This window comes from Nitrosomonas limosa (assembly GCF_054188085.1).
In genome coordinates this window covers 466,711-482,065 of record NZ_CM135180.1, presented here as the reverse complement: position 1 = coordinate 482,065, position 15,355 = coordinate 466,711, and the positions used below count along the sequence as shown (strand labels likewise).

Genomic DNA, 15,355 nt, shown 5'->3' with positions numbered 1-15,355 from the left:
CCCTCTACTAAACAAAACTTGCTGTACTACATGAAAGACGCTACGCTGCCTTCCTATAAGACTCGCCACGACTCAATATCGACCATGCAATACGTGCGTTCTTATTGGCTAACGCCACTGTTGCAATGTTTTTGTTGCGCCGCGTAGCCAGACTTTTTACCCAGCGGCTTCGTCCATCCTCTTTATTTTTTGCGGCATTAAGCGCAGCACGGGCGCCGTGTATCAGCAGCATGCGCATATATTTGTCGCCGCGTTTACTGATTCCGCCGAGCCTGTTCTTGCCGCCGCTGGAATATTGTCTCGGCGTCAAACCAAGCCATGCGGACATGTCCCGCCCACTATTAAACTGTGTGCCGTTGCCCACTGCCGCGACCAGCGCACTGGCAGTAATCGGACCAATCCCTTCTACTTCAAGCAGCCGCCTGATGCGGTCATCCTCACGGGCTCTCTGGGCAATTCCGGCGTCAAAGGCTATAATGCTATCATCCAGTGCACGCAACTCCTCGCCAAGCCCGGCCAGCAACACACGAAAACTCCCCGGCAACCCATTCTCACTACCTTCCAATAACTCAGGCAACGCCTTTCGCAATCTCCCAATCGATGTTTCGACCACAATACCAAACTCGGCCAGTAAACCCCGTATCTCATTGCTTAACGCCGTGCGTGATTTGATCAGCCGGGCACGGATGCGGTGTTCCGCCTGAACAACCTGCTGCTCGGCCGTCTTGATCGCAACAAAACGCATGTTCGGCCGGCCAACAGCTTCACAGATTGCCTCTGCATCATTGGCGTCGTTCTTGCCGCTCTTGACGTAAGGTTTCACAAACTGCGGTGCCATCAATCGAACTTCATGACCCAACTTGCCCAGTTCGCGCGCCCAGTAATGCCCACTCCCGCATGCTTCCATGCCAATCAGGCATGGCGTCAGTTTGCTGAAATAATCCAGCATCTGCGTTCGGCGCAATTGCCTGCGTACCAGTACCTTCTCCGTTCTATCCACACCATGAATCTGGAATACCTGCTTCGCCAAATCAATTCCGATACGTGCTATATTCATAATCTCCTCCCTCTCTTTGATTGCTAAAATCTTTAGCTTGGCACATTGCGATGCCGTCGAGTGGGAGGAGTCCATTCCATTGGCCTGCTAAATCAGCCATTCCGGCTTTAGAATCAATGCAAATCCCAATCCCAGCATCACCGCTCCACTTAGAAGTTTCAACCATTGCCCGGTACGCTCGGTCAGTTTGCGATGACTTAACGCAACGACCGCGATTGAAACCATCAGCGCATCGTCAGCGATATAACCGAGAATGTAAAGACCGAGAAACGCATAATAAGCCGTAGCATCCAATCCTTGCTGTGCCAGAATCGCGGTATAAATCGCCGGAAAACCGGCAGTGCACAACAGCTCGATAAAATTAACCAGAACAGCCAACGCAGCAACTGCGGTCACCGCAGGCAATAAGCGGTCGGCAGCAAGTACCGCGCGCATCCGCGCATACAATCCCGGCTTGGCGGAATCCGGAATAGACAAAGAAAAACCTTGCTTCCACGCAAAAAAGTCTTTGACATTCAATCCACCGACCATTAGCGCAACCCCGCCCAAAACCCATCTCAACGCCGTGGTAAAGCCGATCAATAAAAAAATATTGAGCCATGCGGCCATGAATGCGTAATAAACAATTCCGCTGGCCAGTACGAAAGTACCGGCGATCATTGCCATTTTTTTGCGGTCTTGCAAATGAATCAATAAAGACAGTAAAAATAACAATACCCACATCGCGCATGGATTGAAACCATCAAGCAAACCGATCGCCAAGGTAAACAACGGCAATCCTAAATCATCCACGTCGAGCGTTCCTAACAGCGCTGATTCCACCCTGTTGACGCCCGTTGCCATTCCATCCACCATGGAAAATAAAGCGGAACCGGTACGTTCAGCGGTATCGAATCCAACGATCAAACGATCGTTAAATCGGAAAGTCGGCACACCGGGCGGCCAGACGTCGGCTGCTTGTGAATAGCGCGACAATTTGTCCAGTGCACCGGGATCACGGTCGACATAAAAATACACAATGCGTAATTGCGGCCGTTCGCTGCTCAATACCGCCAGAAATTCCTTAGCCTTGGCGCAATGCGGACAACCTTCCCGGACAAAAACTTCAAGCGTATTGGAATGAATATCGAATGACTGTAAAACCGGCAATGTATCATTGTTACCAGCTTGGGACGGTTGCGCCAGTACCCCAAAAATCAGGAAGAAGCAAAAAACCGGCGAGAATGACCAATGGAACCGGAAATTCCGGAATTGGTTAAGCATGTTGAACATTAATTCACTATTTTTACTAATAGCATTCTCGGATAACTCAAGAAAAATACTTGGGATGCTTCGGGAAGCCAGCAACTGCTTTACTAGCCGGCTTCCGCTTCGATAGATTATTATGGAAACGCAGGAACGCGCGGTTCTGTTTGCTCGACTTCGACTTGTGGCAAATGCTGTTTGACGCGGGTCTCAATCTCCGTCACCCGGTCGGCAGGCACATCGACTAATACCAATAGTTCGCCGGCTTCGATTGCATCCTCGAATTCTTTGGTTCGCCGGTTGCCGACATTCATGCCAACCATGCCACCCAGCCAAGAACCCACGCCGGCACCGACTAATGTAGTTGCCAGCAGCACACCGCCTGCGATTACCGTCGAAGCAGGCGGCAATGCAATCGCAACCAGACCGGCAAGCAAACCGGTCGCGCCCCCCAATGCCAATCCCTGTTCTACCGCCGGAATAAAATCGGATTTCTGCAGCAAATTCGCTTCCGGCAAATCTTCCAGCGGGGTACCACGTTTTGCAATCACATGAATATGTTTTTCTTCAACTTTCGCCAGCAATACATCATCAACGATTTTCTTGGTGATAGTAATGTCTGGGACTAGGAAATAAATACGACGCATGATTCCCTCCTATTCGATTAAAAATTTTCCAACAAAGGCCTTACACGTTTTCAGATTATCAGAATCAAACCTATGTAAAAACTTGATGCCGATCAATATTACGCCTAAATCATTGCCAAAACCCGGGAAATTGTTGCCATCCCGGATATTTCCTCATAGAAACAAACTGATAAAAAAACCAATTGCCGCTATAACGCGCAGCGCTAAAAAGAAAAAACATTCCAAGCTACTTTGATCGTCAGGGCAATCGCAACAACGATCGCCAAAATCGCAAAACCTTGTTGCAATCGCTGACCGGCAAAGCGCGCGGCAAACATTCTACCCAGCAGCATGCCGGCAACCGTTCCAATGCAAAACGGAATGGCGACCGGCCATTGCAGGGTATGAATCAATATCGACGAAATTACCCCAACGGAAGAAATCAGGGCGATAATCGCCAGCGATGTCGCCATGATTGATGGCATATCGAGATTCGTGGCTTTTCTGAGCGCGGGCACCACGACAAAGCCGCCTCCCACTCCCAGCAAACCTGATAAGAATCCTGCCATCGTACCTGACAGGGCCAGTACTCTAAAGCATGGAAAATTCCAAGCCAAACGCCCGTCGATATCGTTGATCCGGCAAGGCGGCCCGGCAGAGGTTTTGACATCACCGTCATCGTCGAGCCGGTTGTGACGGAACATGTGAATCGCAACATAAATCAATACGCCGGCGAATAACAAAGTCAACGGCGTATTGGGCACATGTTGTGCGGCCCATAGTCCTGCCGGGGCAGCCAGCGCGCCCGTTAATGCAATCAAGCTGGCAGCGCGGTACCGCACTTTCTTTTGCCGGAATGCGATCACTGCGCCAATTCCGGCCGATAAACTCACAGCCAGCAATCCGACGGGAGCGGCTTCCGCGATCGTCAGATGCAAACTGAACATGAGCAGCGGCACTGCGATAATGGTACCACCCGCCCCCGTCAATGCCAGCACGATACCCGTCAGAAAACCCGGCAGTACGCTGATTAAATAGGTTTCCATAAGATTTCTCAGCTGACGCCGGCTGATCGGGTGAGCCATTCACGGCCTTTCAGCATGCCGTTCCAGTACAGCCAGGGAAACAATTTGGTTTTGAGCAACCAGGCGAATCGCCTGGGCACTACCGGATTCAGTGGAAAAGTCGGCATTAATTTGCCGCCAAAACCAAATTCGGCCAAGATCACCTTGCCATTCTCCACTGTCAGAGGGCAAGCGCCGTAGCCATCATATACATCCGGCAATTCCCGCCCTTCTCGCGCAGCCAAAATGTTTTCCGCCACGATGACGACCTGCTTTCTGGCCGCCGCTGCGGTTTTGGCATTGGGAGAGGAACACGCATCCCCTAAAGAAAAAACATTCGCATAGCGCACGTGCTGCAACGTTTTGGGATTCACTTCACAAAACCCGGCGGCATCGGCCAGTGGGCTTTGCCGGATAAAATCCGGCGCTGCTTGAGGCGGCGTCACGTGCAACATATCGAACGGTTTTTCCATGCGCGTCACATTTCCCTCGCTATCCTTAATGTCGAAAAAAGCAATTTTTGCGGCGCCGTCGACTTTCACCAGCGTGGAATTGAATACCAGATGCGCATGATAGCGTTTCACATATTCCATCAGCGGCGGCACGAAATCGGCGACGCCAAACAGTACCGCACCCGCCGTATTGAACTCGACCTCGATATTATCCAGCACCCGGTTACGCAACCAGTAATCGCATGACAAATACATGGCTTTTTGCGGCGCGCCGGCGCATTTGATCGGCATCGGGGGCTGCGTGAATAGGGCTTTGCCGCTTTTGAGATTTTTTGTCAGCGACCAGGTATAAGGCGCTAACTCGAATTGATAATTGGAAGTTACGCCATTTTTACCGAGCGTTTCCGGCAAACCTTCGATCTTCTCCCAAGCCAAACGTATGCCCGGGCAAACAATCAAATGCCGGTAACCGATGAAACGGCCATCGGCCAGTTTAACCAAATTGTTGTCGGGATCGAATGCCGCTGCCGCCGCGTGTATCCACTCCACTTTCGGGGGAATGACATCCGCCATGTTCCGCACCGTTTCCTCGATATCGTAAGCACCGCCACCCACCAATGTCCATGCTGGTTGATAATAATGCTTATCGCTCGGTTCGACGATGGCGATGCGAAGCGTGGAATGGCGATGCAAAAGGCTGGCTGCGACACCGATCCCCGCCGCGCCGCCGCCGATGACGACAATGTCAAATGCATTACCCCAGTTGCAAGCGGCTGCCGCCGCAGCCGATTGATCGCTTGGCAAGTGGGGAATATGAATCGTTTCCAGCGCCTCACCGGTCCAACTGCAAGCCGCCGTGACCGATTCATCTTCGCCTTCGGCGGTTTGCATTTGCTTGCTCAATTCGTACAATTTCCGCGAACGATTACCGGAGTTGCAATACGCAAGGACGGGTCCCGGCAATTCCGCGACCAGCCGGTTGAATGCTTCACTCTTTTCCAGGGAAACCGGTCCCATGGCGACCGGTAGATAAACAAATTTTATGCCGAGCGATTGCGCCGCTTTTTCCAATTCCGCACTGGCGGGTTGTGTGGTTCCTTCCTCGTAATCCGGTCGGTTGCAGATAACCGATTGATAACCGGCCGCAGCAATTTCCGCCAAATCTTCAACCGTGATTTGACCGGTCACCGACAATTTCCCATCCAGTTCCTTAGTGATAATATTCATTTTCTTCCTCCAGAATGCGTCGATTCAGATCGTATCAACTCCCGGTATTTCCGGTACGGCTGTTTGTACAAAAACTGATTCAGTGGCTGATTGTTATACTAAAAATTAGTCATTCATCTTTATTATTTGAAGGTAATGCAAGAAACAACAACCAATATCCCGAACTCATAACCCGATAAGCGAGAGCTTAATGATCTTCCCGCGTCAAAATTGCGCGATTCATTCAAACCACTTTATTGACAAAATAATAATACATAATAAAATATATCATTGCAATAGAATATTTAACTTTAAAAAGGAAATCAGCATGCGACCCAATATCGAAGCATTTTTTGATCCAGCTACATGGACCGTCAGTTATGTTGTGTACGATGAACCCAAGGGACATTGTGCAATTATCGATCCCGTTCTTGATTATGATCCAAAATCGGGCAGAACCAAAACCACATCGGCGGATAAATTGATGGCATTCATCAACGAGCGGCACTTAACCGTAAGTTGGCTGCTGGAAACACACGCACATGCCGATCATCTTACCGCAGCGCACTATTTAAAGGAAAAGCTGGACGGAAAAACCGCCATTGGCGGCCATATTCCCGAGGTACAGAAGGTTTTCAAGAAGCTATTCAACCTGGAAACCGGATTTGCAACGGACGGCAGTCAATTCGACCATCTTTTCGCAGACGGCGAGCTATTCAATGTCGGTAAACTCAATGCTAAAGCTATTGCCGCTCCGGGGCACACACCCGCCGACATGGCGTACCAATTCGACGATGCGATCTTCATCGGTGACACGCTTTTCATGCCGGATGTCGGTACCGCGCGCGCCGATTTCCCGGGGGGCGATGCCCGCCAGCTTTACCGATCCATTCGTAAAATACTTGATTTTCCGGCAGAAACAAGATTATTCATGTGCCATGACTATCCTCCCAAAGATCGTCCGGCTCAATGGCAAAGCACGGTCGCCGAAGAACGATTGCATAATATTCATGTACATGATGGCGTTACCGAAGATGAATTTCTTGCAATGCGCACCGCGCGAGACGCGACACTGGAAGCGCCGGTACTGCTGTTGCCTTCGATTCAATTGAATGTCCGGGCAGGTCAAATGCCGCCGCCGGAAGATAATGGGATTGTTTATTTCAAAATACCGGTCAATGTAATCGGACGATAATGTAAAACCTGCGGTCTTATCAAATCTGATAAGACCGTCAGAGTAAACTGCAATTAAGGAAAGCTGATATAAAACAAGCCAATAACCTAAGGAAACGCTGATTAATTCGGCGAACGAGAGGAAGCACGAGGCGCACGGAGCGCAACAACCGAGACATATCAACAAGATAGGCGAGGATGCGAGTACCGCGTAACGAAGTGATTCGCTCGTGCTGTCAATTAATCAGCGTTTCCCTAAAGCATATACAAAGCAAATTCGATGCGGGTTCTGTCCGATCAGGATTTAATTTCTTGAAACTCGTTATTTCTTTTGACTATCAGAATGAATGATACGTCATGAGCTTCGGAATTATTTATTTCCGCTCCGGCAATTGCCCTTGCCATAACGGTTTCCATATGAACTCCGTGGATTATTTCCATAAGATTGCGCGCATTGCTGAAAAGCCGGAAGGTGCTGATTCTGCGAAGCAGTCTTTAAATTTTGAAGAACTGCGGATATCTTCGGCTGCTGCGTTGCCAAAAGCAACCGGTCATACATTGCAGCATTTGTGATTTCAGCCGCGGCTGCCGCTTCGCAGGCTGCCTGAAGATCAGGATAGTGCGCGACTTTTCCAGGCCAAGGATTTTCTGGAACGGATAATCCGTAGTGCACGAATAGCCTGCACAGAGCTTCAATATGACGCGCTTCCGCATCCCGGATATTACTGAATGGCTTAATATTACCAAAATCGGCAATCACTTCATCATACGTTACCCATGAGCGGTATTCATCATCAAGTGCTTCGTGCAGTACGCGGATGTCTGTTTGAGTCAATTGGTTCATGATCAACCTCCAAAATGAAAAAAAACAATGGTGCCGATTCCTGCGAGCAGTAGCAGCAGCTGTCGTACCGCGGCACCGGGCGTTCCCTGCAGGTGCAGTCCCGGAATGAGATCAGCAATGGCGATGTAGATAAAGCTAGCCGCTGAGAACGCTAAGATATACGGTGCGATGTCAAGCATTTCCGCGTGCCAGAAATAAGCCAGCAACGCACCGGGCACAGTCGTGGCGGCAGATAAGCTATTTAACAGCAATGCTTGCCGCTGTTCATAGCCGTTGTTAAGCAAGATCGCAAAATCCCCGATTTCCTGCGGAACTTCATGCGCAATTACAGCAAACGCAGCCGCAATACCGAGCGGTATGGACGTGAGAAAGGCGGTGGCAATAACAATACCATCCACGAAGTTATGAAAAGCGTCACCGATGAGAATAAGCGGACCGGCACGCCCATGCGTTTCACATTGGTTTGCATGACAGTGATGCCATAGCGCGAATTTCTCGAATACAAAAAATGAAACAATACCCGCCAAAACCGTCGTCATAACCGGAATAGCAGATGCCTGATTCAAACTGGCTGGAATCATACCAAGGAAAGCAGCGCCAAGAAGTGTGCCGGTTGCGTAACTGATCAAACATGGAACAAGGACCGTTCGTATGCGTTCCGGAAGAAGCAGAATCAAGGCAGCACCGGCGACTGCCCCGATACTGCCTATGATACTGAATATTATGATTAACGACAGCATTTCATCAATGAAGAATCCAAGCCGATCTGATCACTTGACTTGAGTGATACTGCCAGCGATCCAACCATTAACGCGTTGAATTTTTATGAAATTTTTTAAAATCTAATGACTTCCATGGCTGCCGCCATGACCGCTTTTACTTTTGCCCTTATCATTACCATGCGAATCATGATCGTGATCTGTTTTGATGGATTTCAATAGCGCTTTTTGCTGATCCGATAGAACCGCTTGGATGGCCTGACGTACTTTAATGTGATGTTCGATCATCGCATTGAAATCATTGATATGATTTTTTCCTAACTTACGCAACTGCTCGTCACTCGCGCCCGGATTCATGTTTTCTTGCTGAAAGGCTTGCATGCCTTCTTTCAACCGGTGTTTGAGCTTTTCGTGCGCATCTTTATTTTTTAAGTGCAACCGAACAATCTTTCCTAATTGCTCGTCGGTTAACTTCAGCACAACGGTATGCGAAATAATCACATGCGCATAATCATGCTCACTTTTTTTCGAATGACCATGCCCGCCATCACCATGTTGATCATTCTTGCTTTTATCTTTGCCGTGACTGCCTTTATCCTTGCTCTCATCTCCTTGGTGATCATCACCATGGCCACCGCGACCATGCCGGTGCTGCCCGCCACCTTGTTGATGATCTTCCCCGTGCTCGCCGCTGCCATGCTGAGCGTTTGCTTTTTCTTGACTTTGCTGATGTGCTTGGGCAATAACGATATCGTTCGCTGGAAGAACAGGCGCATAGCCTGCAATGAAGAGCGCTGAAATCGCCGCAGTAACGATAGATTGTTTTTTATTGAACATGCAGTTACCTCCTTAAAGAATTAAGACTGTCAATGATTGATGATCATGAAGATGAAGTGCTGGCAATGGTCGGGAAGTTTCGTATAAAACCAAAAACCACCATGCCGTGATTGCTGCTTTCAGCGTAACCGCTTGCACAAAGCACCAGTATCAGACTGTAAATTTATACCAAAGTGCAGTCAAATCGAAAATAAGCCATTTATCCGGGTAACCAGGGAATCACGCAGCAAATTTCTCGGAGCTCCTTCAATCTTCATCTTACTTAATCATAATTGTGTAACTCTTCACCTAAACCAAATACAATCTGGGTATACTGGACAGTCGGCCAACTCTCTTCAGCCCAAGGTTTTAGGCCAAGAAGCATTTTTGTTGACCGGAGTGTTAACGTTTAACTTTTGGAGGTCTCTATGAAAGTATTCTTATTTTTAGCATTGATAGTCAGTTCCTACAGTTATGCACAAGGCGGGCATAATCATGAAGGTGAAACGCAGAAAAAAAGCGATCAGCATGGCGATATGCACGGCGGCGATCATCACGGCATGGGTGGCATGGGTGGCATGGGTGGAATGATGATGCATGGCGGGCACCATAAACTCGACAAAGCCACGCTGAAACATTTTTTCGAACCGCTGCCAGCGTCGATCATCGATGAGAAGAAACATGCCGCTTTAATCGCGCTCGGCAAAAAACTGTATCTCGATCCCCGGCTTTCAATCAATGACACGATTTCTTGCAATTCCTGTCATCAGTTGACCAACTTCGGCGTCGATAGCCAACCCACCTCGCCCGGGCATGACGGCACACGCGGTGGCAGGAATTCTCCGACTACTTTCAACGCCGCGCTGCATATCGCTCAATTCTGGGATGGGCGCGCCAAGGATGTTGAAGAGCAGGCACTCGGTCCGATTCTGAATCCGATCGAAATGGGCATGCCCAGCGAAGAAGCTGTGGTCAACAAGCTGAAAAAAATCGACGAATACAAAACCCTGTTTGCCGAAGCTTTCAAGGGTGAAAAAGATCCGATTCAATACAAGAATATCGGCAAAGCGATTGGTGCTTTCGAGCGCACGCTCTTAACACCTTCACGCTTCGATGATTATCTCAAAGGTGATGAAAAAGCCTTGAATGACGCCGAGAAACGCGGTTTGCAAAAATTTATCCACATGGGATGCGCTAATTGCCATAACGGTGTAGCCATCGGCGGAAATTCGTACAAAAAAATCGGACTGGTAGAACCGTATGAAACCAAAGATCTCGGCAGATACGAGGTAACCGGTCTGGAAACCGATAAAAAGGTGTTTAAAGTACCAAGCCTGAGAAACATCGCCAAAACCGGCCCTTATTTCCATGACGGTTCCGTCGCCACGCTGGAACAAGCCATTGAAGAGATGGCGGAACATCAGCTAGGCCGCGAAGTCGGCCCTGGATTTGTCGAGGATGTTAAAGCTTTCCTGGGTTCATTAACCAGCAAAGCTAAGTAAGCTATTTTTGCTTAAAACCAAATACCCCCGCAAAACTTTGTTGCGGGGGTATTTTTTTGCACTCAGCTCTCACCCTGTGCGAAGAACGTATAAGAAATTGTGACCGTATCAATCCCGGCAGGTAATCGCGGGTTTATAAAAAACTTAACCGGCAATTGTTTTGCTTCATGCGGTTTGAGGGTTTGCATGGTAAAGCAAAAGCATTCGATCTTTGTTAAGTATTGGTCTAGGTTTCGTGGGCTGTAACTGGGTACAGCTTTTCCTGTGATCTCATGATCGGATTCATTTTTTATTTCATACATCACTTCGACCAGTTCGCCAGGATGAGTATTAATTTTGGTTTGTAGCGGCTTAAATTTCCATAGCATACCGCGAACATTGGTATCCAGTTCAATTGCAATTATCCGTGACGTGTCAATGTTAGCCGCATTTTCAACAACTGCCGTTATGCGCTGATTATTGATTCCCGCTACTTCACAAAATTTTTCATACATCGGAACAAGCGCATAACCGAAACCAAACATTACAAACGTAAAAAATACTAACTTTTTTCGTATCGTTCTATTGGCGTCACTGAAATGATCCGTCGTTGTGTCACGATCCCAAGCGTTCATTGCGTTATCCTTTTCAGAAATTATGACGACTCTTACAATTTATTTGAATCAACCACATTTTTTGTATCCGGAAACTCTGCTATTTTGTGTTATTTTTAGATTCTTCATTCTGGAAAAGCACTTTAACCATCAATAGCCTAGAATCCTAATACACGCCCATTTGATAAATCGCTATGATCAAAGTTTCTATAAAAACCAATAAATTTAAGAATAATATTAATTATCTGAAATAATCATATTAATTATATGAATAAACATTGGGTTGCCTTAAGGACTTTCCGGTGAACAGACACTACCTCCACGCTATGTTTCATCCTCAGTCGGTTGCGGTAATCGGCGCCAGCAATCGCGAAAATTCGGTCGGTGGCGTGGTGTTCCGCAATATGTTGGATAATGGTTTTCAAGGCAAACTCTACGCAGTAAACCCCAATCACGATGAGATTCAAGGCCAGCGGGCTTATGCCAGTATCGAGCAAATTGATACGCCGGTGGATCTGGCAGTCATCATCACCCGCGCCGCTCTAGTACCCGATATTGTTGAGTCATGCGGCAAACACGGTGTGCGCTTTGCCTTGATATTGTCTGCCGGATTCCGCGAAACCGGGCCGCAGGGAGCTGCTTTGGAGCGCGCGGTGATTCAAAACGCGAGGCGGTACGGCATGCGACTGATCGGCCCCAATTGCCTCGGCATTTTATGTCCGGCATCCGGTTTAAATGCCACGTTCAGCAAAGGTAGCGTTCAAGCGGGAAATCTAGCATTGATTTCGCAATCGGGCGCTTTCTGCACCGCAATTATGGATTGGGCAAAACCGAACGATGTCGGTTTCTCCTGCATCATTTCGATGGGCGCGGCTGCCAGCTTGGATTTTGGCGAAATACTCGATTATCTGGCGACTGACCGGCACACCGAAAGTATTTTGCTGTATATCGAGGGTATTCAGCGCGCCCGAAGTTTTATGAGCGCCTTGCGCGCTGCTGCCAGGATTAAGCCGATTTTTATCGTCAAAGCGGGGCGCCACTCAACCGGTTCTGCCGCAGCATTCTCGCATACCGGTGCATTGGTCGGATCGGACGATGTGTTTGACGCAGCACTGCAACGCGCGGGGGTCGTACGGGTAGAGACCATCGTACAACTATTTTCCGCAGCCAAAACGCTCTCGACCCATCTCCATCCTAGTGGTAATCGATTGGCAATCGTAACCAATGGCGGCGGACCAGGCGTCATGGCAGCGGATCGGGCAACCGACCTGGGTGTAACAATCGCAACGCTTTCCGATGTAACGATCAAGCAACTTAACACCCAATTGCCAGATACATGGTCCCACGCCAATCCGCTCGATATCATCGGCGACGCGACCGCTGAGCGTTATCAGCATGCGATTACCTGTTGCATGCAAGACGATGGTGTCGACGGTGTGCTGGTCATTCTGACACCCCAAGCGATGACGCAGCCACTTGCCGTGGCTCACACAGTTATCGATGTCGCAGCGAAATTCAACAAGCCGCTGATTGCTTGCTGGATGGGCGAAGCGCAAGTCGCCGAAAGCAGGCAAGCGTTTGATCTAGCAAAAATACCCAATTTCCGAACGCCTGAGCCTGCTGTAGAAGTGTTCTCGTTTATTTCTGCTTATTATCAAAACCAGCAATTGCTGCTGCAGACACCGGGACCGCTTGCTCATCATAGCGAACCCGACGAGGAAGGTGCTCGCTTGCTGATTGAAAGCGCATTGGCAGATCATCGGAAAATCTTGAGTGAAGTCGAATCCAAAGCCATTTTGGCAGCATTTCGCATACCGATTGCCAAAGCGCTGATCGCCCGATCACCGAACGAGGCACTAATAATAGCTGAAGAGTTGGGCTTTCCAGTAGTGATGAAAATCAATTCCCCCGATATTACCCATAAATCCGATGCCGGCGGCATCCGCCTCAATGTCGGTAATGCACAAGCGGTACGGTCGGCTTACCATGAAATCATTCAATCAGTGCAAAGATACAGCCCTAACGCACGCATTGACGGAATTGTCATCGAACCAATGGTGATTAAACCCAATGGCCGGGAACTGATGGTGGGTGTTACGACCGATACGGTTTTCGGTCCGGTGATTACGTTCGGGGCCGGTGGCGTGCTGGTGGAAGTTCTCGGTGATCGCGCTGTCGCCCTGCCGCCATTGAACAGTTTTCTGGTGAAAGACATGATACAACGCACGCGCATCGCGAAATTACTTGGCCACTTCCGCCAGATGCCGCCCATCGAAATGGCGGCACTGGAAAATGTGCTACTGCGCGTAGCGGAAATGGTGTGTGAATTACCTTGGATCAAGGAAATGGATATCAATCCGCTAATCGTCGATGAGCATGGCGCATGTGCAGTCGATGCCCGCACCATCGTCGATTATTTGCCACCATCGGCTGATCGCTATGCACATATGGCCATCCATCCGTATCCAACCCACCTGATCACACACTGGCAATTAACGGATGGCACCGATCTGACAATCCGCCCCATCCGTCCGGAAGACGCGGAGATGGAGCAGGATTTTGTTCGCGGATTATCTGCGGAATCCAAATATTTCCGTTTTATGGATACACTGCAGGAGCTCTCGCAGACCATGCTGGTACGCTTCACGCAAATCGATTACGACCGGGAACTGGCACTGATCGCCGTGTTGCAACAAGATAGCCGGGAAAAAGAACTCGGCGTATGCCGCTATATTGCCAGCGCCGATGGTCAGTCTTGCGAGTTCGCATTGGTAGTCGCTGATGAGTGGCAGAATAAAGGGATTGGCAACAAGCTCATGAACTGCTTGTTCGATGCCGCCCGCGCCAAAGGAATCGGTGTCATGGAAGGCGAAGTGCTGGAAGCCAATCACGCCATGCTGGAACTCGTTCGACGATTGGGATTTGAAATAACGGTTAGCGCCGAAGATGTATCGATCATGCAGATAGTCAAACAGCTTTGAAATAATTTACGTTACTGCACTTGATGACATGATTCTTTTTGATAGATTTTCATAAATCCAGCTATACTGACTTAAAATTATCTGCATATTCAAAGAAACCAAGGATTACAGCGATGAAAATACTGACAATATCGATGCCTATATTGATAATAATGAGTTTATCCGCTTGCTCCACAACCGGTCCGGTCATATACCCGAATTCGCATTTTTTATCGGTCGGTAAACAAGCAGCTGAAAGCGATATCGAAGCTTGCAAAGAATTAGCAGAATCGGCGGGAGCCAAGGAAGGTACCGGGCAATTGGCTAATGTTGCGACCGGCACGGCGATGGGCGCTGGTGTTGGCGCGGCGAGCGGTGCTGTAGGTGGTGCAATTTATGGAGCAGCCGGTCAAGGCTCGCTCATCGGTGCAGCCAGTGGTGCCACCGCAGGACTCCTCAGAGCTTTATTTTTTTCCTCAAGAACTTCAAAACCCAATCAAGCGTATATCAACTTTGTATCGCGTTGTTTGCAAGAAAAGGGATATGAAGTAACCGGCTGGCAATAGCTGAAATGCGCTGGTTATTTTTCCAGCACGGCAGGTTTTTCCTAAAAACCGCCAGCTCTCTCGGTTACCAGTAATGCCAATATCCCTATCAGCAAAACAATGACCCATTTAAGATGATGCGTAATATTGCGCAGCAATGCTTTCGTTTCTTCGTCCATAGCGTTTGTCCGTTTGTATCTACCGTTTCGATAGTATCACTTAATAACCGGTGAAGCGCAATTCACTTTCTTTGGCAACCAAAGTTATTTCCTGTATCCATTTAGATAGTTAGCTTACTTTAACTTTGTTTGTTTAGAACCCGGTTATCAATTAACTGACACAATTTCTCCGGTTGGGTAGCCGGTGGTATCCAATGCTCTGATTCCACTTCGATAAATGCGACATGCTCAATGACACTCGATGCGGCTTTTATCCGCTGCGGATCGGTCACTTTCTGCCCACTGGACTGAATAACAAGACAAGGACAATGCACACTTTGCACACTTGCAAATCGGGTGGTGTCCATGTAAGCGCTTCCTTAAAAACATCGATA

At 48.7% G+C, this 15,355-nt stretch carries 14 protein-coding genes; 4 read left to right on the top strand and 10 right to left on the bottom strand.

Going from position 1 to position 15,355, the window contains the following annotated elements:
* Positions 1 to 40 precede the first annotated feature (40 nt).
* The 5 genes from ACV7NC_RS02125 to ACV7NC_RS02105 form a co-directional block, all read right to left on the bottom strand.
* Entirely contained in the window at positions 41 to 1,057 is a 1,017-nt protein-coding gene (locus ACV7NC_RS02125) for an IS110 family RNA-guided transposase (protein WP_458153798.1), read from the bottom strand.
* A gap of 87 nt (positions 1,058 to 1,144) precedes the next feature.
* Positions 1,145 to 2,320 carry a glutaredoxin family protein gene (locus ACV7NC_RS02120; RefSeq protein ID WP_458153797.1) on the bottom strand — a complete coding sequence of 392 codons (1,176 nt, stop codon included), beginning with the start codon at positions 2,318 to 2,320 and terminating at the stop codon, positions 1,145 to 1,147.
* A 119-nt stretch (positions 2,321 to 2,439) separates the two neighbouring features.
* Positions 2,440 to 2,949 carry a DUF1269 domain-containing protein gene (locus ACV7NC_RS02115; protein ID WP_458153796.1) on the bottom strand — a complete coding sequence of 170 codons (510 nt, stop codon included), beginning with the start codon at positions 2,947 to 2,949 and terminating at the stop codon, positions 2,440 to 2,442.
* 203 nt (positions 2,950 to 3,152) lie between these two features.
* Positions 3,153 to 3,974: a sulfite exporter TauE/SafE family protein gene (locus ACV7NC_RS02110; RefSeq protein WP_458153795.1), complete on the bottom strand. Its 822-nt coding sequence runs from the start codon at positions 3,972 to 3,974 to the stop codon at positions 3,153 to 3,155.
* An 8-nt stretch (positions 3,975 to 3,982) separates the two neighbouring features.
* Complete coding sequence (locus ACV7NC_RS02105; protein WP_458153794.1) at positions 3,983 to 5,671, bottom strand: TIGR01244 family sulfur transferase; 1,689 nt, start codon at positions 5,669 to 5,671, stop codon at positions 3,983 to 3,985.
* A 307-nt stretch (positions 5,672 to 5,978) separates the two neighbouring features.
* Between ACV7NC_RS02105 and ACV7NC_RS02100 the strand changes: the two genes are divergently transcribed.
* Entirely contained in the window at positions 5,979 to 6,845 is an 867-nt protein-coding gene (locus tag ACV7NC_RS02100; protein WP_458153793.1) for an MBL fold metallo-hydrolase, read from the top strand.
* Positions 6,846 to 7,193: 348 nt separating this feature from the next.
* On the opposite strand, the gene ACV7NC_RS02095 is transcribed toward ACV7NC_RS02100, so the two are convergent.
* The 3 genes from ACV7NC_RS02095 to ACV7NC_RS02085 form a co-directional block, all read right to left on the bottom strand.
* Entirely contained in the window at positions 7,194 to 7,667 is a 474-nt protein-coding gene (locus ACV7NC_RS02095) for a ferritin-like domain-containing protein (protein WP_458153792.1), read from the bottom strand.
* Between the two features lie 2 nt (positions 7,668 to 7,669).
* Positions 7,670 to 8,407, bottom strand: a complete 738-nt coding sequence (locus ACV7NC_RS02090) for a ZIP family metal transporter (RefSeq protein WP_458153791.1) — start codon at positions 8,405 to 8,407, stop codon at positions 7,670 to 7,672.
* Positions 8,408 to 8,509: 102 nt separating this feature from the next.
* Entirely contained in the window at positions 8,510 to 9,223 is a 714-nt protein-coding gene (locus ACV7NC_RS02085) for a Spy/CpxP family protein refolding chaperone (protein ID WP_458153790.1), read from the bottom strand.
* 407 nt (positions 9,224 to 9,630) lie between these two features.
* Here ACV7NC_RS02085 and ACV7NC_RS02080 point away from each other — a divergent pair, with 407 nt between their 5' ends.
* Positions 9,631 to 10,704: a cytochrome-c peroxidase gene (locus ACV7NC_RS02080; RefSeq protein ID WP_458153789.1), complete on the top strand. Its 1,074-nt coding sequence runs from the start codon at positions 9,631 to 9,633 to the stop codon at positions 10,702 to 10,704.
* Positions 10,705 to 10,766: 62 nt separating this feature from the next.
* Here the strand turns inward: ACV7NC_RS02080 and ACV7NC_RS02075 are convergent, their stop codons facing one another.
* The gene (locus ACV7NC_RS02075; RefSeq protein ID WP_458153788.1) at positions 10,767 to 11,318 is read right to left on the bottom strand and encodes a cytochrome c oxidase assembly protein; all 552 of its coding nucleotides are present in this window, start codon (positions 11,316 to 11,318) and stop codon (positions 10,767 to 10,769) included.
* A 281-nt stretch (positions 11,319 to 11,599) separates the two neighbouring features.
* Between ACV7NC_RS02075 and ACV7NC_RS02070 the strand changes: the two genes are divergently transcribed.
* Both ACV7NC_RS02070 and ACV7NC_RS02065 read left to right on the top strand, forming a co-directional pair.
* A complete protein-coding gene (locus ACV7NC_RS02070; protein ID WP_458153787.1) occupies positions 11,600 to 14,278 on the top strand; it encodes a bifunctional acetate--CoA ligase family protein/GNAT family N-acetyltransferase in 2,679 nt (892 codons plus the stop codon).
* Positions 14,279 to 14,391: 113 nt separating this feature from the next.
* Positions 14,392 to 14,823, top strand: a complete 432-nt coding sequence (locus tag ACV7NC_RS02065; protein WP_458153785.1) for a glycine zipper family protein — start codon at positions 14,392 to 14,394, stop codon at positions 14,821 to 14,823.
* A 277-nt stretch (positions 14,824 to 15,100) separates the two neighbouring features.
* Here ACV7NC_RS02065 and ACV7NC_RS02060 read toward each other — a convergent pair whose 3' ends face one another.
* Entirely contained in the window at positions 15,101 to 15,328 is a 228-nt protein-coding gene (locus tag ACV7NC_RS02060) for a hypothetical protein (RefSeq protein ID WP_458153784.1), read from the bottom strand.
* Positions 15,329 to 15,355 lie beyond the last annotated feature (27 nt).